This is a genomic window from Azovibrio sp. (assembly GCF_049658005.1).
Classification (GTDB): domain Bacteria; phylum Pseudomonadota; class Gammaproteobacteria; order Burkholderiales; family Rhodocyclaceae; genus Azovibrio.
In genome coordinates, this window is sequence record NZ_JBASOH010000124.1 from 1 (window position 1) to 25538 (window position 25538).

Sequence of the window (25538 nt, forward strand, 5' to 3'; positions counted from 1 at the left end):
GCGTTGCAGTTCGGCCAGCCGGTCGAGCAGCGCGTTCCGGTCCGGGCCGGCCAGTTCGGCGGCGGCGGTGGGGGTGGGGGCGCGCAGGTCGGCGGCGAAGTCGGCAATCGTGAAGTCGGTTTCATGGCCGACGCCACTGATGACCGGCAAGTGCGAGGCGCGCAGGGCCCGGGCCACGATCTCTTCATTGAAGGCCCAGAGATCTTCGATACTGCCACCGCCACGGCAGAGAATGATCAGATCATGGTCGGCGTGCTGGGCGGCGTTGAGGGCTGCCGCGATCTGGGGCGCGGCGCCTTCGCCCTGGACCGGGGTGGGGTACAGGGTAATGGCCAGATGCGGCGCGCGCCGTGCCAGGGTGGTCAGCACATCACGCAGGGCAGCGGCCTGAGGGCTGGTGACGATGGCGATACGGCGAGGAAAGGCGGGCAGGGCGCGTTTCTGATCACTGCGGAACAATCCCTCTGTTTCCAGGCGGGCCTTGAGTTCAAGGAAGCGTTCAAAGAGCCTGCCCTGGCCGGCCTGGCGCAGGGTTTCCACATTCAACTGGTAGTCGCCCCGGGCTTCATAAAGGGTGGCGAGGGCGCGAGCTTCCACCTTCTGGCCATTTTCCGGCCGGAATCCCAGCAACTGGGCCTTGTTGCGCCAGAGGGTGCAGCGCACCTGGGCGCCGGCATCCTTGAGGGTGAAATAGAGGTGGCCGGAGGCCGCCCGGCTCAGGTTGGAGATTTCTCCGCGGATCCAGGTCAGGGGCAGGCTGCCCTCCAGCAGGGTGCGGACGATCTGGTTGAGCTCGCTGACGCTCAGGATGGCCGGCGGTGGGTTTTTCGGGACATTGTCAAGCATGGCGCGCAGTTTACTCCACAACCCGGCCTGCCGCCTCTGACCGGCGATCCCGATATTTCCAGGAAAGCGGTTGACAGCCCCTGATGTTTTTATGTCCATGATTTCATTGGACTATAAAGATCTGCCTCGTTTCTGGGCAGGGTAAGGAAAAGCCTTGTCCTGACTGGGTTTTGCCCGGTTTGTGACAGGCTATCCACAAAGTTATCCACAGTTTTTGTGGATAAGGGATGAAAGACCGGCGCGGGCGGGATTGGCCAGGGTTTTCGAGGTCGATGATGCGATCTGACATATTTTTTCGGTGTCATGCCTTGCCCTGTTCAGGGGCTGAAGGCAGAATGACCGGCTACGAGAAACCAGCGGAGGTTGCGTGTTTGCTATTGTCCAGGCTGCGGGCTGGCCGATCTGGCCCTTGCTTTTTGCATCGGTGATTGCGGTTGCCTTGATTATTGAGCGTTCCGTCGCCCTGCGGCGGAGCAAGATTGTGCCGCCGGGTTTGCTGCAGCGGGTGGTGGCTGAATTCCGTAAAGGGGCTGCCAATGAGCAACTGATCGGCGAACTTGAGCGGCATTCTCCCCTGGGGCAGGTATTGGCGGCGGGTTTGCGCAATCGTGGCGCCTCGCGTGAAATCATGAAGGAGTCGATCGAGGATGCCGGGCGTGCCGTCACCCATCAACTCGAGCGCTATCTGACGACACTTGGCACGATTGCTTCCATTGCCCCGCTGATGGGTCTGTTTGGTACCGTGGTGGGCATGATCGAGATGTTCAGCGCCCAGACGCCCGGCAGTGCCGATCCTCACCAGCTGGCCCATGGCATTTCCGTCGCCCTCTACAACACGGGGCTGGGCATCCTGATCGCGATTCCCAGCATGATTTTCTGGCGCCACTTCCGGGCCTTGGTGGATGGTTTCGTGATGGACATGGAACAGCAGGCCATCCGCCTGATGGAAGTCATCCATGGCGACCGCAAGTAAGCCGGGGTCGACAACATGAATTTCAACCGGGGCCGTGGTCGGGAAGAGCCGGAAATCAATCTGATTCCCATGATCGATGTGCTGCTGGTGGTCATCATTTTCCTGATGCTGACCACCACTTATGCACGTTTTTCCGGTCTGGAAATCAATCTGCCCTCGGCGGATGCCACCGAGCGGGCCGAGCAGCCCAATGAGATCGAGGTAGCGGTCACGGCAGCCGGTCAGGTCGTGGTCAACCAGCAGCCCTTGCAGAGCAATGAAGTGCGCTTCATCAGCGAAGCCCTGACTCGTGCGGCAGAAGGGCGGGCTGATCCGCTCATCATCATCAGTGCCGATGCCAAGGCCACTCATCAAAGTGTGATCGATGTGATGCAGGCCGCTCAGGCGGCCGGCTATCCCCGCATTTCCTTCACGACCCAGACCCAGCCGCAATAATGTCAGGAAGGCGCTGGCTGCAGGCGCATTGGCATGAGCGCCGCCTGGCCGCGTCGCTCTGGCTTCTGGTGCCTTTTTCCGTTCTTTTCGCCGGGCTTTCGGCCCTGCGGCGCCTGGCCTATCGTTGCCACTGGCTGCCATCATTTCGCTTGCCGGTGCCCGTGGTGGTGGTGGGCAATCTGATCGTGGGAGGGGCCGGCAAGACCCCCTTGACCCTGTGGCTGGCCCAGTCGCTGCGGGCGGCGGGCTGGCATCCGGCCATCATCAGCCGGGGCTATCGGGCTGCCCAACGGGGGCCCCTGGCGGTCACACGGGATGCCGCGCCTGAAGAGGTGGGGGACGAACCCCTGTTGCTGGCCCGGCGTAGCGGGGTGCCGGTCTGGATTGGCCGGGATCGGGTGGCGGCTGCTCGGGCCCTGCTGGCCCGTCATCCGGAAGTGAATCTGCTCTTGTGTGACGATGGTTTGCAGCACTACCGGCTCCAGCGTGATGTCGAAATTGCGGTTTTCGATGGGCGAGGGGCGGGCAACGGCTGGCGACTGCCTGCCGGGCCTTTGCGGGAGCCCCTGGGCCGGGTACGCCGGGCCCATATCCTGGTTTTCAATGGAGCTCCCGACCTCCGGGTCTTGAAGACGGCGCCAGAGTTGCCCGGCTTTGCCATGACCCTGGTGCCCGGCGAGTTCTACCGCCTGGGGCAGCCGGAGCAACATTGCCCGGCAGCCCGGTTCGCCGGACGCAAGCTGCATGCGGTGGCCGGGATCGCGGATCCGGACCGGTTTTTTCGCACCCTGACCCAGTTGGGGCTGAGCTTTACGCCCCATCCCTTTGCGGATCACCATGCTTATGGAACCGGAGAACTGGCGTTTCCGGAGGGCGAGGTGATTCTGATGACCGAGAAGGATGGGGTAAAATGCGCCCGCCTCAACCTGGGTGAAGCCTGGGTGTTGCCGGTGGATGCGCATTTGCCGCCGGAATTGATCGATGTCCTGCTGGAGACGCTAAATGGACGCAAGGCTCCTTGATATTCTCGTTTGCCCGATCTGCAAGGGCGAACTCATCTACAAGAAGGCGGAACAGGAACTGCTCTGCAAGCCCTGCCGGCTGGCCTATCCGGTGCGGGACGATATTCCCGTGATGCTGGAAGAAGAGGCCCGTCCCCTGAAAGAGGACGAGTGCTGAGTCATGCTGGCCTTCAAGGTGGTCATTCCTGCCCGTCATGCTTCCAGCCGCTTGCCGGCGAAGCCCCTGCTCGACCTGGGCGGCAAGCCCATGGTGGTGCGGGTGGCCGAACGGGCGCTGGCCTCGGGGGCGGGGCAGGTGCTGGTGGCCACGGATCACCCGGAGATTTTCGCCGCGGTGCAGGCCCACGGTCTGCCGGTCGTGATGACCCGGGAAGACCACCCCAGCGGGACCGACCGCCTGGCCGAAGTCGCCGCCCTGCAGGGCTGGTCCGCCGATACCCTGGTGGTGAATGTGCAAGGGGACGAACCCCTGATCGAGCCGGAAGTCATCGCCCTGACGGCCCGATGTCTGGCAGATAGCGGTGCGGCCATCGCCACTGTTGCCCACCCGATCACCGAGGCGGCCGACTTCTTCAACCCGAATGTGGTGAAAGTGGTCTGCCGGGCCGACGGGGACGCCCTGTACTTTTCCCGGGCGCCGATTCCCTGCGCCCGCGATGCCTTCGCGCAAACCACGGCCGTATTGCCGGCCGGCATGCCGGCTTACCGTCATGTGGGCCTTTATGCCTACCGCGCGGCTTTCCTGCAGGCCTATGCCGGGCTGGCCGTTTCGCCTCTGGAGCAGTTCGAGTCCCTGGAGCAGTTGCGGGCCCTGTGGCACGGTTACCGGATTCGCGTGGCCCTGATTGCGGGCGCTCCGGCCCCCGGGGTGGATACGCCCGAAGATGCAAAACGGATGCGCAAACTGTTTGACCGGTCTGGCGATTGCGAGTAATTTTTCGGTCATGCCGGTGGGCGCAACGCACCCCGCAGCAAAAACCCCGCAGCTAAAATAACCTACGAGACCAATTTCAGCAGTTCGTCACCCAGGCAGCACCTATCACCTATAAAACCCCAATCGAGGACTACAAATGCGACTGATTCTGTTGGGCGCTCCCGGCGCCGGCAAGGGCACACAAGCCAGATTCATCACTGAAAAATATGGCATTCCCCAGATTTCCACCGGTGACATGCTGCGCGCTGCCGTCAAGGCCGGTACCCCCCTGGGTATCGCAGCCAAGAAGGTCATGGAGGCTGGCGGCCTGGTTTCGGACGACATCATCATCGGTCTGGTGAAGGATCGCCTGCAGCAGGATGACTGCAAGTCCGGCTACCTGTTTGACGGCTTCCCCCGCACCATTCCCCAGGCCGAAGCCATGAAGGAAGCGGGCGTGGCGCTGGATTACGTGCTGGAAGTGGATGTTCCCGATTCCGACATCATCGAGCGCATGGCGGGCCGTCGTGTCCATCTGGCGTCTGGCCGCACCTACCACGTCAAGTACAACCCGCCCAAGGTGGCCGGCAAGGACGACGAGACCGGCGAAGACCTGATCCAGCGCGACGACGACAAGGAAGAAACCGTCAGGAAGCGCCTGGAGGTCTACCACTCCCAGACCGAGCCCCTGGTGGCCTTCTATGCCAGTTGGGCGGCCAGCGGCGATGCCCGGGCGCCCAAGGTCAGGAAGATTTCCGGCGTCGGCAGCGTGGACGAAATCACGGCCCGCGTTTGTGAAGCCGTGAAGTAAGGTGCACGACATGATCGCCAGAAACGCCTGCTACGCACAGTCGGGTGGCGTGACGGCCGTCATCAACGCCACCGCCTGCGGTCTCATCGAGACCGCCCGGCAGCACCCGGACCGGATCGGCAAGGTATTCGCCGGCCGGGACGGCATCCTCGGCGTCCTGACCGAGGACCTGATCGATACCACCCTGGAATCCGACGCCGACATTGCCCGCCTCAAGCACACGCCGGGCGGCGCCTTCGGTTCCTGCCGCTACAAACTCAAGTCCCTGGAAGAGCACAAGGCCCAGTACGAGCGCCTGATCGAGGTCTGCCGCGCCCACGACATCGGCTATTTCTTCTACAACGGCGGCAACGATTCCATGGATACGGCCTGGAAAGTCTCCCAACTGGCCGAAAAAATGGATTTCCCCCTGGTCTGTGTCGGGATTCCCAAGACCGTGGATAACGACCTGGCCGTCACCGACAACTGTCCCGGCTTCGGTTCCGTCGCCAAATATGTGGCGACTTCCATGCGGGAAGCCGGGTACGACGTGGCTTCCATGGCCCGGACTTCGACCAGGATTTTCGTACTCGAAGTGATGGGGCGTCACGCGGGCTGGATTACCGCGGCTTGCGGTCTGGCTTCGGAAGCCGGAGGGGAGCCGCCCCATATCCTGTTGTTTCCCGAAATTCCCTTTGTTGCCGAAGCCTTTCTGGCCAGGGTCCAGGATTGTGTCGATCGTTTTGGCTATTGCACGGTGGCCGTTTCGGAAGGCCTTCGGGAGGCCGGCGGCCAGCTGATTGCCGACATGGGCAGCCGGGATGCCTTTGGTCACGCTCAGTTGGGCGGGGTCGGGCAGATCGTCGCCCAGTTGATCAAGGACAGGCTGGGCTACAAGTACCACTGGGCTCTGGCCGATTACCTGCAGCGTTCGGCCCGGCACATTGCTTCCCGCACCGACCTGGAGCAGGCATATGCGGTCGGGGTGAAGGCGGTCGAGCTGGCCCTGGCAGGCCGCAATGCGGTGATGCCCGCCATCCGGCGTCTGAGCGATGCCCCTTATGCCTGGGAGATTGCGGTGGCTGAATTACGGGATGTGGCCAATGTGGAAAAAAAGATGCCCCGCGACTTCATCAGCCCGGATGGCTTTCACATCACCCCCGCCTGCCGTCTTTATCTGCAGCCCCTCATTCAAGGTGAGGACTTTCCTCCCTTCAAGAACGGGCTGCCCGATTATGTCCGCCTGAAGAATCAGGCCGTGAAAAAGCAGCTGAAGGCGTTCTCCGTGTAGATCCCGGTGGATGGCCTTCAGGCCGTAATTCCAGGCGGGGGCGCACCCGGGTCCGGGTGGAAAAAGCCCCGGCCTGTTTGAGGAAGGGAGGTTGTCATGTCCTCGGGTCTTGTTCTGGCGCTGATCTGCGCCGTCATTGCGGTGCTTTATGGTGCCGTCTCCAGCAAGTGGATAGTGTCCTTGCCAGCCGGCAATGCCCGCATGCAGGAGATTGCCCTGGCGATCCAGCAAGGAGCGTCCGCCTATCTCAATCGGCAATACACCACTATCGCCGGGGTAGGGGGGGTGCTGTGCCTGCTGATCGGCGCGGCCTTGGGCTGGCTCACGGCGCTGGGGTTTCTCATTGGTGCCGTGCTGTCCGGGGCGGCGGGTTATATCGGCATGAATGTTTCCGTCCGCGCCAATGTGCGCACGGCGGAGGCGGCTCGGGAGGGTCTGGCGCCGGCGTTGACCGTGGCGTTCCGGGGCGGGGCCATCACCGGCATGCTGGTGGTGGGGCTGGGCCTGCTGGGGGTGGCCGGGTATTACGCGTTTCTCAAGGCAGAGGCGGCGCCGGGCACAGACCTGCATCATCTGGTGGAGCCCTTGATCGGGCTTGCCTTCGGCGGTTCCCTGATCTCCATCTTCGCCCGTCTCGGGGGCGGTATTTTCACCAAGGGGGCCGATGTGGGAGCGGACCTGGTGGGCAAGGTGGAGGCCGGAATTCCCGAAGACGACCCGCGCAACCCGGCGGTGATTGCCGACAACGTGGGGGACAACGTGGGGGACTGTGCCGGCATGGCGGCGGACCTCTTTGAAACCTATGCGGTAACCGTGGTGGCCACCATGGTGCTGGGCGCCCTGATGCTGAAGACCCTGCCCGGGGCGGGCGATGCGCTGGTGGTCTATCCGCTGGTGCTGGGCGGGGTGTCCATCATCGCCTCCATCATTGGCTGCCTCTTTGTCAAGGTAAGGGCCGACGGCAAGATCATGGCGGCCCTGTATCGCGGCCTGGCGGTGGCGGGGGGGCTGGCCATGCTGGCGTTTTATCCGGTCACGGTCTGGATGCTGGGGGAGGGCATTCCACTGCCGGACGGGGGACGCATCGGTTCCGGCGCCATCTTTGCCGCCGCCGTGGTGGGGTTGGTGCTGACGGCGGCGCTGGTGTGGATCACCGAGTACTACACCAGCACCGAATACGGCCCGGTCCTGCATGTCGCCGCGGCCTCTCAGACCGGGCACGCGACCAACATCATTGCCGGCCTCGGGGTTTCCATGAAGTCGACGGCGATGCCGGTGCTCTGTGTCTGTCTGGCCATCCTGCTGGCCCACAACCTGGCGGGGCTTTATGGTATCGCCATCGCGGCCACGGCCATGCTCTCCATGACCGGCATCATCGTGGCCCTGGATGCCTACGGGCCCATTACCGACAACGCCGGGGGAATCGCCGAAATGGCGGACCTGCCGGAATCCGTGCGGGCCGTGACCGATCCCCTGGATGCAGTAGGCAACACCACCAAGGCGGTGACCAAGGGCTATGCCATTGGTTCGGCCGGCCTGGCGGCCCTGGTGCTGTTTGCCGACTACACGCATGCCCTGGAAAGCCAGGGGCTGAAGCTGGCCTTTGATCTCTCGGACCCGATGGTCATCATCGGCCTCTTCATCGGCGGCCTGATTCCCTACCTGTTTGCCGCCATGGCCATGGAGGCCGTGGGGCGGGCGGCCGGTGCCGTGGTCGAAGAGGTGCGGCGCCAGTTCCGGGAGGTGGCGGGCATCATGGATGGCTCGGGCAAACCCGATTATTCCCGGGCGGTGGATATCCTGACGCGCTCGGCGATCAAGGAAATGATCCTGCCTTCACTGCTCCCCGTCCTGGCGCCTGTACTGGTGGGCATGTTGCTGGGCCCCGTTGCGCTGGGCGGGGTGCTCATGGGCACCATCGTCACGGGCTTGTTCGTGGCCATTTCCATGACCACGGGCGGTGGCGCCTGGGATAACGCCAAGAAGCATATCGAAGAGGGACATTACGGCGGCAAGGGGTCGGAGTCCCATAAAGCGGCCGTTACGGGCGATACCGTGGGAGACCCTTACAAGGATACGGCCGGTCCGGCGGTGAATCCCCTGATCAAGATCATCAATATCGTGGCCCTGATGCTGGTGCCGTTGATGGTGTGAGCGTGCAGAGGAGGGGCAGGGGCCACGCTGCTGGATGCGCGGCCCCTTTGTTCATGCCAGGGCGGGATTGAGGCTGTAGGTGCCGGTCAGACTGGCCTGGCCGAGAACATGGCTGGCGATGGCCTGGCGCACTTCGGGGCCGGTCAGCCTGCCTTCCAGGGGCAGGCGTTCGAGATCCAGGGCGTAGAGGGTAAATACATAGCGGTGGGCGATGCTGTCGTTCCAGGGCGGGCAGGGGCCGTCATAGCCGTAGTAATCGCCCCGCATGTCATTGTCCCCGGCAAACCAGCCCGTGTAATCGTTGATGCCCTGTCGGGTGCCATGAACCGCCTGGGGGCCGGGTTTGCCCTTGGGCGACACGGCGCTGGAAAATTCGCCTGCGGCGATTTCCCCGAGCGAGGCCGGGATATCGACCAGAATCCAGTGGAAGAAATCCACCCGGGGCAGGTCGGCGGGGACGCTGCGGCCTTCCTGATTCACATCGTCGCCCTTGCTGGGCGCATCCGGGTCGTGGCAGATCAGGACGAAGCTGCGGGTCCCCGGGGGTACATCCGTCCAGCTCAGATGCGGATTGAGGTTCCTGCCCAGACAGACATGGTGTGAGGGGTCGGGGATGCAGAAGGCAAACTCACCTGGAATCCTGCTACTGTCGGTAAAGCTGTTGCTGCTGAGTTTCATTGGCTCCTCCAGTTCTTGGGTGGCAGATTGTCGCTTGAAGTCCCGCAGGCGAAATCCGCAGACCCATAGTGTAGCGAAATAAACCCCGGCGCCGGCAACCACCAATCGCGTGAGCTGGGTGATCCGTTCCAGCGTGTCATAGGCAAACCAGTCCGCTTCCCTGCCCATGAGCAGCCAGAGCAGGGCGCTCAGGACCGCCAGGGCCAGCAGTAGATTGAGCAGGAACTTGCCCCAGCCAGGCTGGGGCGAGTAAATGCCGTGTCGGCGCAGCCCGCGATAGAGCAGCAGCGCATTCAGGCAGGCGGCCAGGCCGATGGAAAGTGCCAGGCCGGCATGTTCGAGTTGCAGGCCGAACACGAAAAGCAGATTCATGCCCTGGGTGCTCGCCAGGGAGATCAGCGCGATCTTCACCGGGGTCTTGATGTTCTGACGGGCATAGAAGCCGGGCGCCAGCACCTTCACCAGAATCATGCCGCCCAGCCCCAGGCTGTAAGCCACCAGGGCACGGCGCGTCTGTTCTACATCCAGCGCCGTGAAGGCCCCGTGATGGAACAGGGTGGTGATCAGGGGGACGGCCAGCAGCGCCAGGCCCAGGGCTGCGGGCAGGGCCAGCAACAAGGTCAGGCGCAGGCCCCAGTCCAGGAGGCGGGCGTAGTCCTCGGTATTGGCGCTGGCGTGATACCTGGAAAGCGAGGGTAACAGGATGGTACCCAGGGCGGCGCCCAGCATGCCGGACGGAAATTCCATGAGCCGGTCGGCGTAATAGAGCCAGGAAACGCTGCCGCTGACCAGGAAAGAGGCGAAGATGGTGTTGAGCAGCAGGCTGACCTGGGAAACCGAGACCCCCAGGGTGGCAGGCGCCATGAGTTTGAGAATGCGCCGCACCCCCTCATCCTGCCAGGCTTGGCGCAGATTCAGGGAAATTCTCGGCAACATGCCGATTCTGGCCAGGGCAGGAAGCTGCAGGGCGAGTTGCAGCAAGCCGCCGATGAATACCGCCCAGCCCAGGGCCAGGATGGGTGGGTCGAACCAGGGCGCGGCAAAGAGGGCCATGCCGATGAAGCTCAGGTTGAGCAGCACCGGGGTGAAGGCGGGCAGGGCAAAGCGGCTCCAGGTATTGAGGATGCCGGCCGCCATGGCGACCAGGGACATGAACAGGATGTAGGGGAAGGTAATGCGGGTGAGCGTCACGGTCATGGCGAACTTGTCGCCATCGGCGGCAAAGCCGGGAGCGGAAAGCCAGACCAGCCAGGGGGCACAGACGACTCCAAGCAGCGTGACCAGCAGCAGCACGAAGGACAGGATCGAGGCCGTGTCGTTGATCAGGGTCCGGGTCCGCTCCTCTCCTTGCTGGTTGCGATATTCACCCAGGATCGGGACAAAGGCCTGGGAGAAGGCGCCCTCGGCAAACAGGCGGCGGAGCAGGTTGGGCAGTTTGAAGGCGACGAAGAAGGCGTCGGTGAGCACCCCCGCGCCAAAAGTCCGGGCAATGACGAAGTCCCGCACAAAGCCCAGGATGCGGGAGAGCAGGGTCATGCCGCTGACGGTGACGAGGGCGCGGAGCAGATTCATGGATAGGTGCCCGTTGCCTGGGCCGGGAGGAAAAGCCTGTGATTATAGGCCCTGGCCGGATTCACTCCGCCGGTCGGGCATCCTGGGCAAATGGCGTGCTTGCCGTTGCCTCCCGCGTCCCCGGCAAACCAGGGGACAGAGCAAGCTGGCGATCCGCCCCCCGGCAAGGAATTCCAGGCCATCAAAAGCAAAAGGCCGCAGTGCTGAGGCCTTTTGCTTTGCGGATGCGATTTTTGGTGCCGCTTGCCGGAATCGAACTGGCGACCTTTTCATTACGAATGAATTGCTCTACCAACTGAGCTAAAGCGGCACACATGTCTGTCGAATCGAACAGAGCGCCGGATTGTAGCTGGATAGCGCCTTCTTGTGAAGCTGCAGTGTGAAGCTGCGGTGAAGCTGCGGCGTTCGAATTCATGAGCCATCGATGCCCACTTCAGAGCGCATATGATGTGCCGTATTTTGTACAAGACCTGAGGATGTACAAGACCTGAGGAGTCGAGCATGGCCATTTCTGCCGGTGACGTGATTCCGCTGTCGCAAGCCAGGGCGAACCTGTCTGAACGGGCCTTCCAGGTGAAGGCTGGAGCCGAAAAGATCATCACCAAGAACGGTGAGAGCTACGTGGCCATCATCGACGCCCCGCGGCGGGACTATTATCACCAACTCGAGCGCGAACGAATCCACCTGCTGCTGATCGACGATGCCAGCCAAGGCCTTGCGGCTGTTGCAGCGGGCAAGGTCAAGGAGGCGCACAGCACATTGACTGACCGCGATCAAACGCCGCCGCGTTGCCAAGGCTGCTGGATAAGAATGGCTTCGCATCGTGAGCGCCAGGCATACCGTCAAACTCACGGGCAACTTCGAGCGCAATCTCGAGGAGATTGAGGCGGTCTGGGCCGAAGTAGCTCCGCACGCTTTCGAGGTGTTGCTGGACGAACTGATGGAGACCGCGAACTGATGGAGACCGTCATCCCCGATCTGGAGCGCTGCCCTGGTATGGGGCGCCTGGTTCTGGAGCGGCCGGCAGGCTCGGTTGAGGTCGCCAACGGCATTGCCCGCCTGACCCAAGCAACTTGGCTCTCTCGCCAAGGACGGCGAGTTGCGCGAGTTCGTGATGGCGCATTCTCACCCCGTGCCCGCGCGCATACTTCGCCCATCAATTGATGCGCGATGCTCGAAGCCAGGGGGGACAAGCAGGGCCATCCAGGCCCACTTCAGCGCATGTTGCAGGCTGCGGTCGTTTAGCCGCCGGGCGGCCCCGTCATGGGGCTCCTCAGGAGAACAGGGTTTGCCAGAGCCGGCGCACCCCCTCGATGTGGGGCTCCAGCAGGGCCCGCGGCAGGCGGGACTTGGGGGCGTCGTTGAGGCGGTTGATATGCTGCAGGCGCCGGTATTCGCGGTAGGCATTGCGGGCGCCTTCGGCCAGGTCGGCGGGGATCAGGCCCAGCTCGGCGGCCATCTTCAAGAGGGCGATGTTGCCCAGGTTGGCGGTGAGCTGCGGGTAGCGGTGGGCGTGGCCGAGGATGAGGTACTGAACCATGAATTCCACGTCGATGATGCCGCCCGGGTCCTGCTTCAGGTCGAACTGCTCCGGGTCGCGGCTGGCGTGGTTGTCGAGCATCTTCTGGCGCATGGCCAGCACCTCTTCCCTGAGCTTGGGCAACGCCCGGGGCAGGCACAGGATTTCCTGGCGGATCGCTTCGAAGCGTTCGCCCACGGCCGCATCGCCGGCCACGTAGCGGGCCCGGGTCAGGGCCTGATGCTCCCAGACCCAGGCCTGCCGCAGCTGATATTCCCGGAAGGATTCCAGGGACGTGGCGAGCAGGCCGGCTTCGCCGTTGGGCCTGAGGCGCAGGTCGGTCTCGAACAGGATGCCCGCCGGGGTGTGGCTGGAGAGCCAGGTGTTGATGCGCTGGCCGAGGCGGGTGTAGTTCTGCTGGGCGTCCGGGGCATCGTCATCATGGAGGTAGATGATGTCCAGGTCCGAGGCATAGCCCAGTTCCTTGCCCCCCAGCTTGCCATAGCCGATCACGGCAAAGGCGGGCTCGTCCCGGTGCCGGGTCTTCAGCTTGCTCCAGCACAGGCGCAGGGTGGTTCCCACCATGATGTCCGCCAGTTCGGTGAGGTGGTCGGAAATCTGTTCGATGCTGTGCAGACCGGCCAGGTCCTGGGCCAGCAGGCGGAAGATCTGGGCATGGTGCACTTCCCGCAGCAGGTCCATTTCCCGTTCCGTATCCCCGGCCGCATCGGCCAGGCGGCGTTCCAGGTCGGCCCGGAAGGCGGGCCAGTCGGTGGCCACTTCGAGCAGGCGCGGATCGAGCAGTTCGTCCAGCAAGATCGGGTGGCGGTTCAGGTAGGTGGCGGCCCAGGACGAGGTGCCCACCATGTCGGCAACCTTCTGCAGGGCCTGGGGATATTGCTGCAGCAGGGCCAGGTAGGCGCCGCGGCGGGCGATGGTCTCCAGGAAATCCAGGCCGCGGGCCAGGATCAGGTCGGGATTCTTGTGGTGCCGGGCCTGTTCCAGCAGGCGCGGGCCGACGGCATCCAGCCGTTCCCGGTTCGTGCTCGGCAACTGCTGGTAACGGCTGGAATGGCGCAGGGCTTCGAGCCGTTCCCAGGCCTGGGCCGGCTGGCTGAATCCCATGGCCTCCAGTTGAGCCATGGCGTTTTCCTGCTCCAGTTGCCCCAGCCACAGGGCGGCCAGGGGGTGCTCGCCTTCTTCCGGGTCGGAGAAGATGGCCTCGAAATGGGCACTCACCTTCTGCCGGTGGGCGTTGAGGCAGGCCAGCAGGGCCTCCCAGTCGGGGAAGTCCAGGCTCGCGGCGATCAGGGCGCGTTCTGCCGGGGTGTCGGGCAGCATGTGGGTCTGCTGGTCTTCGACATACTGGAGCCGGTGTTCCAGCCTGCGCAGGAATTCATAGGCCAGCCGCAGTTCCTGCTCGGTCTCCTTTTCGAGAATGCCCCGTTCGGCGAGCAGCTTCAGGACCGATAGCGTCGGGCGGACCTGCAGGCCCGGGTCGCGGCCGCCGCGGATCAACTGGAATACCTGGGCGATGAATTCAATTTCACGGATGCCGCCGGGGCCCAGCTTGATGTGCTCGGCCTTGTCCTTGCGCGCCACTTCCCGGCGGATCTGGGCGTGCAGGTCGCGCATGGCGTTGATGGCGCCGAAGTCCAGGTACTTGCGGAATACGAAGGGGTGACTCACCTGGTCGAGGGCAGTGATCCACTCGCCAAGGTGGTCTGCCGCATTGGCGCCGCTGTTCATCACCCGGGCCTTGATCCAGGCATAGCGCTCCCACTCCCGGCCCTGGGTGATGAAGTAGTTTTCCAGGGCGTCGAGCGAGCAGACCAGCGGCCCGGAGTCGCCATTGGGCCGCAGGCGCATATCCACCCGGAACACCTGGCCGTCGCCGGTGACTTCCCCCAGGGCGGCGATCAGGCGCTTGCCGAGGCGGTTGAAGAAGTCGAAATTGTCGATCTTTTTCGGCCCGGCGGTCTCCCCGTCCTCGGGGTAGATGAAGATGAAATCCACGTCCGAGGACACATTGAGTTCCCGCCCGCCCAGCTTGCCCATGCCGACTACCAGCAGGCGCTGGGGCCGGCCCAGGTGGTCGAGGGGCTCGCCATAGGTCTGCACCAGTTGCCGGTGGTGGTAGTCCAGGGCGGTGTTGGTGGTGACGTCGGCCAGGAGGGTCATGCTCTCGACCACCTCGGCGAGGGGCGCCAGGCCGCACAGGTCGCGCAATTCCAGGTGCGCCATGGCCTGCTGGCGCAGGCGGCGCAGTTGCCGTTTCAGGGTCTCGTCATCGGCCGCTTCAGGGCTGAGGGCCGCGAGCAGGAGGCTTTCCGACAAGGGGTGCTGCCATTCATGAGCCAGTTGTTCCGGCAGTTCCGGCCGGGCGGCGAAGAGCTGACGCAGGTACTGGCTGTGGGCAAGGGCGCTGGACCAGCGAGGATCGGGGATGTTTTCCATGGATTTTCCGGAGGATGGCAGGGGCTCGGGATAAAATGGCGGTCCCGCTTGTCTATATCCGGCCCATTTTAGAGAGCCTTCCTTACAGTTGGCAAAACCATTGGCAAAATTCTTTTCCCCGGAGCTGCGCTCCGCCTGCTATTACCGTCTGCGCTTTCTGTGGCCCTGGCTGGCCCGGCCCTGGGTGCGCACGACCTTGCGCTGGCTGGGCTGGGGGTTGCTGGCCTGTTACTTCGCCTTCGTGGCCCTGGTGCTGGTGCTGCGCTATGTGGTGCTGCCGGAAGTGCCGCGCTACCAGACCCGGATCGAGGCTGCGGCCAGTGCCGCCCTGGGGCTGCCGGTCAAGGTCGGCCATCTGGCGGCGCGCTGGGACGGCCTCAATCCCGGCCTGGTGCTGGAGGATGTGCGGATTTTCGATGCAGGGAACAACCCCGCCCTGACCCTGGAGCGGGTGGATGGCGTGCTGTCCTGGCAGACCCTGTGGCGCGGCCAGCTGCATTTTGCCCTGCTGTTGCTGGAGCACCCGGCGCTGCAGCTACGTCGCGATGGGGCCGGGAAAATTTTTGTGGCCGGCATTCCCACCGCCGGGAACGGCGATCCCCGCGCCTTGCAGTGGGTGCTGGATCAGGGCCGTATCCGCATCGCGGGTGCCACCATCGCCTGGGAAGACGAGTTGCGCCAGGCGCCGCCCCTGATTCTGGAAGACCTGAACCTGGAACTGGAGAATGGCGGCCGCCGCCATCGTTTTGGCCTGACGGCGCTGCCCCCGGCCGCGCTGGCGTCCGGCCTGGATATCCGGGGCGACCTCAGGGGCAATGCCGCCGACGCCCTGGAGCAATGGGAAGGCAAGATGTATAGCCGTCTCGATTACGCCGATCTGGCGGCCTGGAAGGCCTGGCTGGATTACCCGGTGGACCTGCCCCGGGGCAGGGGCGGCCTGCAGATCTGGGCCGGGCGGGAGGATGGAACGTGGCAGGGCACGGCGGATCTGGTGCTCAAAGACCTGCAACTACGCCTGGCTGAAAACCTGCCGGAACTGGATTTGCAGCATCTGAGCGGTCGGGTGAGTCTGTCCCAGGGGCCCGGCCAGCTGCAAGTGACGACCCGCCAGCTGACGCTGCAGACCCGCGCCGGCCTGAGTTTGCAGCCCCTCGACCTGGTGGGCGAGTGGCGAGGAGTGGCAGGCCAGCCGGGCCGGGGCAGCCTGACGGCGAATGATTTTGATCTCGGCGCCCTGGCCGCTCTGGCCGCTTATCTGCCCCTGGATGAGACGAGCCGCAAGCTGTTGGTGCGGCATCAGCCCCAGGGCCAGGTGCGGCAATTGCAGATGAGCTGGGATGCCCGCGAAGGGCAGTGGAAAAAGTACAGTGTCAAGGCGGCGTTCGTGGCGCTGGGCCTCAAGGCCGATGGCGCGCTGCCAGGCGCCCGCGGCTTGTCCGGTTGGATCGATGCCAGCGAAAAAAGGGGCCAGCTGCAACTGGATACCCGGGCTTCGGCCCTGGAACTGCCGGCCATCTTTGCCGAACCGGAAATTCCCCTGGAGCGTCTGCTCGCCGAGGTGAACTGGAAGCCGCAGGAGGAGGGCCTGGACATCAACATCGAGCGCTTCGATTTTAGCGGACCCCATGCCTCCGGCCAGGTGAGCGGCAACTACCGGACCGTGCCGGACGGCCCCGGCGTCATCGACCTGCAAGGAGGCATCCGCACGGCCCGGGCCGCGGAGCTTTGGCGCTTCATTCCCAAGGCGGTCAATGCCAATGTGCCGGCCTGGCTGCGTCAGGGCTTGCTGGCGGGCACGGGCTATGATGCCAGGCTGATCTTGAGAGGCGATCTGAAGCATTTCCCTTTCCGCGACCCGGCCCAGGGCCAGTTTCTGATTACCGCCAAGGCCAAGGATGTCACCCTTCACTATGCCGACGGCTGGCCCGCGATCGAAGGACTGGCGGCCGACCTGAGTTTTGGCGTGGGCATGGAGATCAAGGCCCACACCGGGCGGATTCTCGGCACCGAACTGAGCAATGTGAAGGCGGTGATGCCCGATTTCGATGCACCGGAAGCGCAGTTGCGGGTGGATGGCCAGGTCAGCGGTCCCACTGCGGAGTTCCTGCGTTTCATCGAACAAAGCCCGGTGACGCAAGCCCTCGACCATTTCACCGAGGGCATGAAAGCCCAGGGTTTGGGCCGGCTGGAACTGAGCCTCAATCTGCCCATGAACCATATTGCTGACACGAAGATCAAGGGGCGCTACTACTTTGATGATAATCAGCTCACTTTCATGGAAGGGTTGTCGCCGGCCAGTGGTATCAACGGGCGTCTGGATTTCACCGAATCCTCGGTGGAGGCCCCGGATCTGCGCGGCCAGTTTCTCGGCCAGCCCATGAAGCTGGCGGCGCTCTCCGAAGCCGGGGCGGTGAGTATCAAGGCTCAAGGGGGTTTTACCGTGCGTGAGTTGCGCCGCCAGATCGACCTGCCGCTGTTCGACCACCTGGCCGGAGGCGCGCCCTGGCAGGCCGAGGTCCGGGTGCGCAAGAAGAATGCCGATTTCACCGTCACCTCTTCCCTGCAAGGGCTTTCCTCCAGTCTGCCCGTGCCTTTCAACAAGACGGCCGGGGAAGCCTTGCCCCTGCGGCTGCAGAAGTCGCCCCTGGCCGGCAAAGGCACGCCGGAGCGCGAACAAATCAGCCTGAGCCTGGGCCAGCTGCTGACCGGACAGTTGATTCGTGTCCGGCAGGCCAACGGCTTCGTGATCGAGCGCGGCAGTGTCGGGGTGGGCGAGGCGCCGCGCCTGCCGGACAAGGGCGTGGCGGTCTACATCACCCAGGAGCGTCTGGATGCAGACCGCTGGCAAAAGTTGCTGGCACCGGCGCCTGGCGAGGGCAGCAAGCCGGATTCGGCCCCTCTGCCTTTGAACGTGGTGGTCGTGCAGACCCGACAGTTGACGGCCCTCGGGCATCAGTTCGGGGAGGTCAGCCTGCGCCTGCGGCCGGAGGGGGAGCGCTGGCGCGTCATGCTGACGGCCCGGGAAGCGGCGGGCGAACTGTCCTGGGATGGCGGCGGCCAGGGGCGGCTGACGGCCGACTTGAAGCGCCTGCATCTTGAAAGTGGAGAATCGGGCGGCCCGGCGGCCGAGGTGCTCGACAGCCTGCCGGCCATGGACATCAAGGTGGCGGACTTCAGCGTTGGCAAGCGCCGTTTCGGCCGCCTCGAACTGCGCTCCGAGAACGCCGGCGGGCGCTGGAACCTGAATCAGGTCGTCATCGACAATCCGGACGCCCGGCTGACGGGCAGTGGCACCTGGGACGTGCGTTCGGATCAGCGCACCTGGCTGGACTTCAAGCTCGATGTGGACGATACCGGCAAATTGCTGGAGCGTCTGGGCTACCCGGGGGCAATCCGGGGCGGTACGGCGACCCTGAGCGGCAAGCTCGACTGGGCCGGCTCGCCGCTCGCCTTTGATCCCGTCAGTCTGGGCGGGAGCTTGCAACTGGAGGCTGCCAAGGGCCAGTTCTCCAAGGTCAATCCTGGCGCCGGCAAGCTGCTGGGCCTGCTTTCCCTGCAGTCGGTGACCCGGCGCCTGAGCCTGGATTTTCGCGACATCGTCAGTGACGGTTTTGCCTACGACCGCATTACCGCCCGCATGAAAATCAAGCATGGCGTCATGCAGACGGAAGAGGATCTGCTCATTGCCGGGCCGGTGGGCAAGGTGTTGATGCGCGGCACGGTGGACATGCAGCAGGAGACCCAGAACCTGCTCGTCACCATGCAGCCGGATGTGGGCGGCACGGCGTCCATGGGGGCCGCCATGATCATCAACCCGGTCGTGGGCGCTGCTGCCATGCTGGCCCAGAACCTGATGCGAAACCCCTTGGACAAGGCGTTCAGTTTCCAGTACAGGGTCACGGGCAGCTGGGATGAGCCTCAGGTGGAGCAGATTCAGGCGGGTGCCGCCGCAACGGAGAAGGCCCCATGACGCGCCTTGGCAAGCAGGATGTCCGGCTGGCCGGGGTGCAGATGGTGTCCGGCCCACGGGTCGCCGACAATCTGGCGTGTGCCGCGCACTGGGTGCAGGAAGCCGTGGATCAGGGCGCGGAACTGCTGGTGCTGCCCGAATACTTTCCCATCATCGGGGCTTCCGACCCAGCCCGGCTGGCGGCGCGCGAGCCTTTTGGCAGCGGCCCGATCCAGGAATGGCTGGCAGAAACCGCGCAGCGTCACGGTATCTGGCTGTTTGCCGGCTCCATTCCCCTGCAGGCGGCGGCAGCGGAGAAAATGCTCAATTCCACCCTGGTCCTCGACCCCGGGGGCGCTTGCGTCGCCCGTTACGACAAGATCCATCTGTTCAGTTTCGATAACGGCAGCGAATCCTACGACGAGGCGGCCAGCATCGAAGCCGGGCATGCGGCGGTGGCCGTGGATACTCCCTTTGGCCGGGTCGGGCTTTCCATCTGTTACGATCTGCGCTTTCCCGAACTGTATCGGCAACTAGGAGAACTGGACCTGATTCTGGTGCCGGCGGCCTTCATTGAAACCACGGGCCGGGTGCACTGGGAAATCCTGCTGCGGGCCCGGGCCATCGAGAATCAATGCTATGTCCTGGCCGTGGGCCAGGGCGGACGCCACGAAAACGGCCGCCTCACCCACGGCGACAGCATGATCATCGACCCCTGGGGCGAAATCCTGGACCGCAAGGGCAAGGGGCCGGGGCTGGTGGTGGCCGAGCTGCGCCATGAACGCCTCGCCGGAATACGCCGCCAGTTGCCGGCCCTGCAACACCGAAAACTGGGCTGGCCCGCCATGCCCACCGCACAAGGATGATGATGAACCCTCAAAAAACCGTTTCAACGCAAAGACACCAAGAGCGCCAGGGGCCGCACAGGAAAATCTCCCGATCGTCCATGCCGGGGCAAGATGGCGTGCGCTTATCCGGCGCGGCTTTGTGGCTTTGCAAATCCTTGCGTCTTCGTGCCTTTGCGATGAGGTTTTCCGTATGAATCATCCCGCTGCTTCCTCCCCCCTGGCCCTGGCCGAAACGCTGCTGCTGAGTCCTTACAACCTGGACCTGGACAGAATCGCCCAGGTGTTTGGCCAGGTCATGAATCATCAGGTCGATTACGCCGACCTCTACTTCCAGTATTCCCGCTCCGAGTCCTGGAGCCTGGATGAAGGCATCGTCAAGTCCGGCAGCTTCAACATCGACCAGGGGGTGGGCGTGCGCGCCATTTCCGGCGAGAAGACCGCCTTTGCCTATTCCGACGACATCAGCATGGCCGCCCTGAGCGATGCCGCCGCCGCCGTGCGGGCCATTGCTGCCGCCGGCCAGGATGGCGGCCTGCCCCTCATGCGGGCGCGTGCCTTGCCGCCGGCTCTGTACGCGGCGGCCGATCCCCTGGCCTCATTGCCGGCCGAAGAAAAAGTGCGCCTGCTCGAACGCCTCGAAGCCTTCGCCCGGGCCGAAGACCCCCGGGTGGTGCAGGTCATGGCGGGCCTGGCAGGGGAGTGGGAGGTGATTCTGGTGGCGGGTTCCGACGGCCGCCTGGCGGCTGACGTGCGGCCGCTGGTGCGGGTGTCCGTGAGTGTCATCATCGAGGACCAGGGCCGTCGGGAGCAGGGCGCGGCCGGTGGCGGTGGCCGTTTCGATTACGCTTACTTCAGCGACGCGGTGCTCGCGGATTTTGCCCGCCAGGCGGTGCACCAGGCCGCCACCAATTTTCGCGCCCAGCCGGCCCCGGCGGGGCAGATGACCGTGGTGCTGGGCTCCGGCTGGCCCGGCATCCTGCTGCATGAAGCGGTGGGCCACGGCCTGGAAGGGGATTTCAACCGCAAGGGCAGTTCCGCCTTCTCGGGCCGGCTGGGGCAGCGGGTGGCGGCGCCGGGGGTGACGGTGATGGACGATGGCACCCTGCCGGACCGGCGCGGTTCCCTTACCATCGACGACGAGGGCAATCCCGGCCAGGCGACGGTGCTGATCGAGGACGGCATCCTCAAGGCTTACCTGCAGGACAGCCTCAATGCCCGCCTGATGGGGGCGCCCCTGACCGGCAACGGCCGGCGCGAATCCTTTGCCCACCTGCCCCTGCCGCGCATGACCAACACCTACATGCTGGCAGGCGACAAGGCGCCGGAGGAGATCATCCGCTCGGTGCAAAAGGGCATCTATGCCGCCAACTTCGGCGGCGGCCAGGTGGACATCACCAGCGGCAAATTCGTCTTTTCCATGAGCGAGGCCTACCTGATCGAAGATGGCAAGGTGACCACGCCGATCAAGGGGGCCACCCTGATCGGTAACGGTCCCGATGTCATGACCCGGATCTCCATGATCGGCAACGACCTGAAGCTGGACCCGGGCGTCGGCACCTGCGGCAAGGAAGGCCAGAGTGTGCCCGTGGGCGTGGGACAGCCGACGCTGCGCCTGGAGGGCATCACCGTGGGCGGGACTTCGGCCTGATCGCGAAGCGGCCGGCGAGGGCGAAAGAAGCCGCGCGGCCGGCAACCCCCGCGCTGAAAAGGAACCCCGACTTGGCACAAAAACTCGATTCGTACCCAAAACCGGGATGACGTGAAAGCCGGAGATAAACCTAATCCGGCAGTTACTCCCCCGTCCATGCGAGCGGCTCTGGGGGAGCCAGGGCAGAGGGGCGATCGGGTGATTTTCGCCACCCCATCGTTTGCAAACGCCTTCCAGCGCCTAGCCTAGGGCAACGGCTCCGCAATTGCGCCGACATGGCGTAAGGCCGCACGGATATGGCCGGTGCCTGCCGCCAGTTTGTCCACAGCGGCAGGCATCGGCGTCAAATATAGCGAGGCTTGATGATCTCCATCCAGGCGCCCGACTCGTTTTGGGTTTTGCGCATCAGTGCCCGATCACTTCGACCGCGCGGCGCAGGACGATGACCCGATGTGCTTTGTTCCAGCCTGCGAGCTTCGACAATAGTCCGAGCCGGTACGATCGTCGTGTCGATGCCCAGGAATTACGGCACATCGGAGCAAGGGTGCGCTGCTCTCGCGCAGGTAGCCGTCGAGCCAGCCCTCCCCTTCCTCTGCGGGGATCGCGAGCAGTGCCCGGCGCCGCGCATTCTCGTTGATCCCCTCGTTCATCCCAATCCCCAGAAATCTTGCTCACTTGCTTGATGGTATCGCAATAGAGATACATGATCTCGGAAACGGAGGATTCGATCATGGCCCATTCCACGATGCTGCACGTCCGGGTGGACGACGAAATCAAGACGCAAGCCAGCGAGGCGCTAGCAGCCATGGGGTTGTCAGTGTCCGATGCCGTGCGCATCCTGCTCAAGCGTATTGTGAACGACCAGGCATTCCCACTGGAGTTGAAGGTGCCCAATGCCCAGACCCGCGCGGCGATGGAAGATGCCCGTGCCATGGCCAAGGCGCGCTCCGCCCGTTTCGACTCTGCCGACGCCCTGATCGATGACCTCGAAAAAGCTCGCCAGTAGTAAGCGGGCACCGCCGCCCAGGGCGTGCGACTCCACCAAGGCTTTCCTCAAAGACTGGGAACGCCTCTCGCGCTCGGGACGCTACGACCTGAAACGGCTGAAAGAGGCGATGTTGCTGCTCATCGGAAACGATGCGCCGCTGGGTCCTGAATGGCTGGACCACCCGCTCAAAGGCGATCGGGGGGATCACCACGAATGCCACATCGGCGGCGACTTCCTGCTCATCTACCGCCTCGATGGCAACGCCAGCATCTTTGTGCGGGCGGGCACGCACTCGGAATTGTTCGAGGAGTGATCCGTGGCGATCGAATCATTGCCGACTTTCTCACCCGCCCGCCAGCGCTGGGAAGCCATCCCAGCCGGCATCCGCGAGCGGCGGCTGTCCCCCTGAGTCAGGATCGTTGTCGCCTCGATAGGATTCGAGCCTATTTCCGACAGTTGATCACCAAGCGTAGCACCTCTTCGTAGGCGACATTGGCGTAGAGCCCCCCGCCATCACGTACACCGGCACCTCGTGCAGCAATCTGCATCATCGCTTGCCCCGCGCACCGTCGGTGAACATGATTCCTATGATCGCAAAAAAATTGACAATCCAAACAAGATTGCCATCAAGAGTGCGCCCGGTACGGGTGCACGTAAAAACGGGCGCCGTAGCGCCCGTTTCAACTTCAAGGTCTCGTCAGGCGAGATTAGAAGCTGTGCTTCAGACCGACCTGGAAGCCATTCTGGTAGCCATTGCCAGCGTTGGTGGAGTCGGCAACAGAAGCGGTGCGGATGTAGTCGCCATCTTCGTCGTCGTTGCTGATGTCAGCATAGGCGGCATAGACATTGGTACGCTTGGACAAGCTGTAGTTGTAACCCAGAGCCCACTGGCTGGAATTGCCTTCCCGGTCGTTCAGCTCGAGCTTGGAACGGTTGTAGGAAGCCAGTACGGAGTGCTTGCCGAAGGGAACGGTTACGCCCAGACCCCAGGTCTTCAGCGTCAGGTCGTCTTTAGTGACACCGAACTCCTCGTACTTGTTGTCGTCATAGTAGGCGGCGAGCTTGGCCACGCCGAAGTCGTAGGTGCCACCCAGGGTCCAGTTGATGATCTTCTGGTCGTCGAGGCCAGGCACGTCGTTGTTCAGGTCGATCTGGTGAAAGTTCAGGGCGACGTCGATGGGGCCGTTGGTGTAACGGGGCATGACGGCGATCACGGTGTTGTCGCCGATGTTGCCAATGTTTTCTTGCTGAATGGCGTTGTTGGAGTATGCCACTGTCACATTGAAGCCGGAGAAGCTGGGGGAAACGTAGGCCACGGCGTTGTCAAGACGGGTGGGGTCGAACAGGTTTTCACCACCCGCATTCACGCCAGCTGCGAACACGTTACGGTACTGACCCACGGTGCCGGCCTTGAAGGGATCAATGGTGGACATGAAGGAGTACTTGGGGGTGTACAGACGGCCGGCGATGACGGTACCGAAGCCGCCGGTCAGGCCCACGAAGGCTTGACGGCCAAACAGACGGCCACCTTGGGTGGAGTTGCCGGTGTCAGCCGCGAAACCGGCTTCCAGGGTGAACAGAGCCTTCAGGCCGTTGCCCAGATCTTCGGTGCCCTTGAAGCCCAGGCGGTTGCCGGCGGTGATGCCGGAGTCGATGGAGTTCTGGTTGTCAATGTTGTCATCGATGTTGTCGCCACGGTGGGCATAGCCCATGTCGATGGAGCCGTAAATCTGCACATTGGATTGCGCAAAGGCAGCGGAAGAAGCCAGGCCGGCGATGGCCAGAGCGATCAGTTTCTTTTGCATTGATGAATCTCCTTAGTGGTTTTGATTTGGCCTTGCCATCTGGCCCGGCCAACCTTTACCTCTCGGATAGAGAAGTTGGCTGGATTTTGGCAAACAGGGCCGGGCCGGGCAAGGTGTATGTGGCGCTGACGGCGATGTGCCGCAGCGATTGTTGTTTTTCTGCAACTCAGGCCTGAAGGGGAGCCTCACGCGTCTGGATCAAGAGTGTTGCAAAGTTGCTACATAAAGAATTTTCGCTGCGGTCGGTGTCGATGGCGCGCTTGTTGGTGTTTTTCCGCCGCCTCAGAATGGGCAGCGACGGGAGAGAGAGTTTCGTCGTCCGCATTACTACAACACTACAACAACTATTTTGAAGGGCTGCATCAGCCCGCCTCCCAACCTTTCAAGGAGCTTCACATGCAGAAAAAACTGATCGCCCTGGCCATTGCCGGCCTGGCTTCTTCCGCTGCCTTTGCGCAATCCAGTGTGCAGATTTACGGTGCCATCGACATGGGCTATTCCCATCGGGGTGATTCCTTCCTCAGCGGTGTCGATAGTCAGAACGCCATCGACTCGGGCATTTCCGATGGCAACCGTCTGGGCTTCAAGGGCAGCGAAGATCTGGGTAACGGCCTGAAGGCCCTGTTTACCCTGGAAACGGGTTTCCTGACGGATACCGGCCTTTATGACGGTTTTGCCGGCGGTGGGGTGTTCACTCGCCAGGCGGTGGTGGGTCTCTCCAGCGATAGCATGGGTACCGTGCTGGCCGGCCGCATGTTCTCGCCGCAATACGCTTTCCTGACGGCCCTTGACCCCTTCGGCGAGGGCACCGTGGGGACTTATCTGAACACCGTGGGTAACGACGTGAGCGCCGGTCTGACCGTCATCCCCCGTCTGAGTAATGCCGTGTCTTACATTTCACCGACGTTCTCTGGCTTTAATGTCACGGCGGTCTATTCCTCTCATGGTGACGTGAATTCGACTCAGGACCGGGTCGGCAATAGTGATAACAACAACCGCGTCTATGGGGTTCTGCCCCGTTACACCAACGGCCCCATCGATATCGGCCTGAATTTCCACCGCATCGATTTTGGCGAGGATACCGGCCTGGGCCTGGATGATCTGCGTAACTGGACGCTGGGCGGCAGCTATGATTTCGAAGTCGTGAAACTGGCTGCTTTCTATGCGGATACCAAGATCGCTCCGCTTGTCGGTGACGATCTGAAGATCAAGAGCTGGATGGTGGGTGCCACCGTGCCGTTCGGCCGGCATGCCGTCAAGGTTTCTTACAATCAGTCCAAGGCCGAGCAGGGCAGCCTCGACGGTACTTCCAAGCAGTGGGCGCTCGGCTATAACTACAGCCTGTCCAAGCGGACCAGCCTGTACACCGCATTTGCCCAGATCGACAATGATCGCGAAGCGAATGACCTGGTGCGTTCCAGCGCGGCTAATGACGCTTCCAACGATGCCACTGTGGGGGGTTATCAGAACGGCTTCAATGTGGGTGTGATGCACACTTTCTGATCGCTTTTACGAGCATCGAAAGATCAAACGGGCGCTGCGGCGCCCGTTTTGCTGGAGACAAGCGGCAAGCTGGAGTTCTTGCTCAAATGTTTTCTTCGGGTGAGGGGGCTTTCTTGCTGCGGCTTCGGGGGGCTGCCGGTTTTCGGG

Annotated in this window: 20 protein-coding genes, 1 tRNA gene and 1 pseudogene; 15 read left to right on the plus strand and 7 right to left on the minus strand. The window is 63.3% G+C overall.

The window, feature by feature from the left end:
• Positions 1 to 846: exodeoxyribonuclease VII large subunit (gene xseA / locus WBH99_RS11835; RefSeq protein WP_424220301.1), on the minus strand; the 846-nt coding region annotated here is incomplete at its 3' end.
• A gap of 367 nt (positions 847 to 1213) precedes the next feature.
• Between xseA and WBH99_RS11840 the strand changes: the two genes are divergently transcribed.
• The 8 genes from WBH99_RS11840 to WBH99_RS11875 all read left to right on the plus strand — a co-directional run bounded on the left by WBH99_RS11840 (position 1214) and on the right by WBH99_RS11875 (position 8424).
• The gene (locus WBH99_RS11840) at positions 1214 to 1819 is read left to right on the plus strand and encodes a MotA/TolQ/ExbB proton channel family protein (protein WP_424220302.1); all 606 of its coding nucleotides are present in this window, start codon (positions 1214 to 1216) and stop codon (positions 1817 to 1819) included.
• Positions 1820 to 1834: 15 nt separating this feature from the next.
• Complete coding sequence (locus tag WBH99_RS11845; RefSeq protein ID WP_424220303.1) at positions 1835 to 2254, plus strand: ExbD/TolR family protein; 420 nt, start codon at positions 1835 to 1837, stop codon at positions 2252 to 2254.
• Positions 2254 to 3276 (plus strand): tetraacyldisaccharide 4'-kinase, encoded by a 1023-nt coding sequence (gene lpxK, locus WBH99_RS11850; protein ID WP_424220304.1) that lies wholly within the window; start codon positions 2254 to 2256, stop codon positions 3274 to 3276. Before WBH99_RS11845 ends, lpxK begins: the two co-directional genes overlap by 1 nt.
• Entirely contained in the window at positions 3257 to 3433 is a 177-nt protein-coding gene (locus tag WBH99_RS11855; protein WP_424220305.1) for a Trm112 family protein, read from the plus strand. Before lpxK ends, WBH99_RS11855 begins: the two co-directional genes overlap by 20 nt.
• A 3-nt stretch (positions 3434 to 3436) precedes the next feature.
• On the plus strand, positions 3437 to 4210 hold the full coding sequence (gene kdsB, locus WBH99_RS11860) for a 3-deoxy-manno-octulosonate cytidylyltransferase (RefSeq protein ID WP_424220306.1): 774 nt from the start codon (positions 3437 to 3439) through the stop codon (positions 4208 to 4210).
• Positions 4211 to 4346: 136 nt separating this feature from the next.
• Positions 4347 to 5000 carry an adenylate kinase gene (adk, locus tag WBH99_RS11865; protein ID WP_424220307.1) on the plus strand — a complete coding sequence of 218 codons (654 nt, stop codon included), beginning with the start codon at positions 4347 to 4349 and terminating at the stop codon, positions 4998 to 5000.
• A 10-nt stretch (positions 5001 to 5010) separates the two neighbouring features.
• Complete coding sequence (locus tag WBH99_RS11870) at positions 5011 to 6270, plus strand: 6-phosphofructokinase (protein ID WP_424220308.1); 1260 nt, start codon at positions 5011 to 5013, stop codon at positions 6268 to 6270.
• 96 nt (positions 6271 to 6366) lie between these two features.
• Positions 6367 to 8424, plus strand: a complete 2058-nt coding sequence (locus WBH99_RS11875; RefSeq protein ID WP_424220309.1) for a sodium-translocating pyrophosphatase — start codon at positions 6367 to 6369, stop codon at positions 8422 to 8424.
• Between the two features lie 51 nt (positions 8425 to 8475).
• On the opposite strand, the gene WBH99_RS11880 is transcribed toward WBH99_RS11875, so the two are convergent.
• From WBH99_RS11880 to WBH99_RS11890, 3 genes and pseudogenes are all read right to left on the minus strand, one after another.
• Entirely contained in the window at positions 8476 to 9102 is a 627-nt protein-coding gene (locus tag WBH99_RS11880) for a YbhB/YbcL family Raf kinase inhibitor-like protein (RefSeq protein ID WP_424220320.1), read from the minus strand.
• Between the two features lie 27 nt (positions 9103 to 9129).
• Positions 9130 to 10674, minus strand: a pseudogene (murJ, locus tag WBH99_RS11885) (murein biosynthesis integral membrane protein MurJ); the annotation flags it as partial.
• Between the two features lie 234 nt (positions 10675 to 10908).
• Positions 10909 to 10984, minus strand: a tRNA-Thr gene (locus tag WBH99_RS11890).
• A 191-nt stretch (positions 10985 to 11175) separates the two neighbouring features.
• Between WBH99_RS11890 and WBH99_RS11895 the strand changes: the two genes are divergently transcribed.
• The gene (locus WBH99_RS11895) at positions 11176 to 11559 is read left to right on the plus strand and encodes a type II toxin-antitoxin system Phd/YefM family antitoxin (protein WP_424220310.1); all 384 of its coding nucleotides are present in this window, start codon (positions 11176 to 11178) and stop codon (positions 11557 to 11559) included.
• 388 nt (positions 11560 to 11947) lie between these two features.
• On the opposite strand, the gene glnE is transcribed toward WBH99_RS11895, so the two are convergent.
• Positions 11948 to 14650, minus strand: coding sequence for a bifunctional [glutamate--ammonia ligase]-adenylyl-L-tyrosine phosphorylase/[glutamate--ammonia-ligase] adenylyltransferase (gene glnE, locus WBH99_RS11900; RefSeq protein WP_424220311.1), 2703 nt, complete (start codon positions 14648 to 14650; stop codon positions 11948 to 11950).
• A 100-nt stretch (positions 14651 to 14750) separates the two neighbouring features.
• On the opposite strand from glnE, the gene WBH99_RS11905 reads away from it, so the two are divergent.
• The 3 genes from WBH99_RS11905 (at position 14751) to tldD (ending at position 21095) form a co-directional block, all read left to right on the plus strand.
• Positions 14751 to 18620, plus strand: a complete 3870-nt coding sequence (locus WBH99_RS11905) for a YhdP family protein (RefSeq protein WP_424220312.1) — start codon at positions 14751 to 14753, stop codon at positions 18618 to 18620.
• On the plus strand, positions 18617 to 19465 hold the full coding sequence (locus tag WBH99_RS11910) for a carbon-nitrogen hydrolase family protein (RefSeq protein WP_424220313.1): 849 nt from the start codon (positions 18617 to 18619) through the stop codon (positions 19463 to 19465). The genes WBH99_RS11905 and WBH99_RS11910 overlap by 4 nt, the downstream gene beginning before the upstream one ends.
• Before the next feature lie 172 nt (positions 19466 to 19637).
• The gene (tldD, locus tag WBH99_RS11915) at positions 19638 to 21095 is read left to right on the plus strand and encodes a metalloprotease TldD (protein WP_424220314.1); all 1458 of its coding nucleotides are present in this window, start codon (positions 19638 to 19640) and stop codon (positions 21093 to 21095) included.
• A 405-nt stretch (positions 21096 to 21500) separates the two neighbouring features.
• On the opposite strand, the gene WBH99_RS11920 is transcribed toward tldD, so the two are convergent.
• Positions 21501 to 21827 carry a hypothetical protein gene (locus WBH99_RS11920; protein WP_424220315.1) on the minus strand — a complete coding sequence of 109 codons (327 nt, stop codon included), beginning with the start codon at positions 21825 to 21827 and terminating at the stop codon, positions 21501 to 21503.
• On the opposite strand from WBH99_RS11920, the gene WBH99_RS11925 reads away from it, so the two are divergent.
• Positions 21826 to 22101 (plus strand): type II toxin-antitoxin system RelB/DinJ family antitoxin, encoded by a 276-nt coding sequence (locus WBH99_RS11925; RefSeq protein WP_424220316.1) that lies wholly within the window; start codon positions 21826 to 21828, stop codon positions 22099 to 22101. The genes WBH99_RS11920 and WBH99_RS11925 overlap by 2 nt on opposite strands.
• Positions 22076 to 22396 (plus strand): type II toxin-antitoxin system YafQ family toxin, encoded by a 321-nt coding sequence (locus WBH99_RS11930; RefSeq protein WP_424220317.1) that lies wholly within the window; start codon positions 22076 to 22078, stop codon positions 22394 to 22396. Before WBH99_RS11925 ends, WBH99_RS11930 begins: the two co-directional genes overlap by 26 nt.
• 394 nt (positions 22397 to 22790) lie before the next feature.
• On the opposite strand, the gene WBH99_RS11935 is transcribed toward WBH99_RS11930, so the two are convergent.
• Positions 22791 to 23888, minus strand: a complete 1098-nt coding sequence (locus WBH99_RS11935) for a porin (RefSeq protein ID WP_424220318.1) — start codon at positions 23886 to 23888, stop codon at positions 22791 to 22793.
• 396 nt (positions 23889 to 24284) lie between these two features.
• Here WBH99_RS11935 and WBH99_RS11940 point away from each other — a divergent pair, with 396 nt between their 5' ends.
• Positions 24285 to 25391 (plus strand): porin, encoded by a 1107-nt coding sequence (locus WBH99_RS11940; RefSeq protein ID WP_424220319.1) that lies wholly within the window; start codon positions 24285 to 24287, stop codon positions 25389 to 25391.
• Positions 25392 to 25538: the final 147 nt, after the last annotated feature.

Bases quoted from the DNA above. Each gene is read 5' to 3' on its own strand.
- kdsB (WP_424220306.1), top strand. From the start codon at position 3,437: ATGCTGGCCTTCAAGGTGGTCATTCCTGCCCGTCATGCTTCCAGCCGC.
- WBH99_RS11935 (WP_424220318.1), bottom strand. From the start codon at position 23,888: ATGCAAAAGAAACTGATCGCTCTGGCCATCGCCGGCCTGGCTTCTTCC.
- tldD (WP_424220314.1), top strand. From the start codon at position 19,638: ATGAATCATCCCGCTGCTTCCTCCCCCCTGGCCCTGGCCGAAACGCTG.
- WBH99_RS11925 (WP_424220316.1), top strand. From the start codon at position 21,826: ATGGCCCATTCCACGATGCTGCACGTCCGGGTGGACGACGAAATCAAG.
- WBH99_RS11920 (WP_424220315.1), bottom strand. From the start codon at position 21,827: ATGATCGAATCCTCCGTTTCCGAGATCATGTATCTCTATTGCGATACC.
- WBH99_RS11870 (WP_424220308.1), top strand. From the start codon at position 5,011: ATGATCGCCAGAAACGCCTGCTACGCACAGTCGGGTGGCGTGACGGCC.
- WBH99_RS11895 (WP_424220310.1), top strand. From the start codon at position 11,176: ATGGCCATTTCTGCCGGTGACGTGATTCCGCTGTCGCAAGCCAGGGCG.
- glnE (WP_424220311.1), bottom strand. From the start codon at position 14,650: ATGGAAAACATCCCCGATCCTCGCTGGTCCAGCGCCCTTGCCCACAGC.
- WBH99_RS11940 (WP_424220319.1), top strand. From the start codon at position 24,285: ATGCAGAAAAAACTGATCGCCCTGGCCATTGCCGGCCTGGCTTCTTCC.
- adk (WP_424220307.1), top strand. From the start codon at position 4,347: ATGCGACTGATTCTGTTGGGCGCTCCCGGCGCCGGCAAGGGCACACAA.
- WBH99_RS11875 (WP_424220309.1), top strand. From the start codon at position 6,367: ATGTCCTCGGGTCTTGTTCTGGCGCTGATCTGCGCCGTCATTGCGGTG.
- WBH99_RS11930 (WP_424220317.1), top strand. From the start codon at position 22,076: ATGACCTCGAAAAAGCTCGCCAGTAGTAAGCGGGCACCGCCGCCCAGG.
- WBH99_RS11910 (WP_424220313.1), top strand. From the start codon at position 18,617: ATGACGCGCCTTGGCAAGCAGGATGTCCGGCTGGCCGGGGTGCAGATG.
- WBH99_RS11855 (WP_424220305.1), top strand. From the start codon at position 3,257: ATGGACGCAAGGCTCCTTGATATTCTCGTTTGCCCGATCTGCAAGGGC.
- WBH99_RS11880 (WP_424220320.1), bottom strand. From the start codon at position 9,102: ATGAAACTCAGCAGCAACAGCTTTACCGACAGTAGCAGGATTCCAGGT.
- lpxK (WP_424220304.1), top strand. From the start codon at position 2,254: ATGTCAGGAAGGCGCTGGCTGCAGGCGCATTGGCATGAGCGCCGCCTG.
- WBH99_RS11845 (WP_424220303.1), top strand. From the start codon at position 1,835: ATGAATTTCAACCGGGGCCGTGGTCGGGAAGAGCCGGAAATCAATCTG.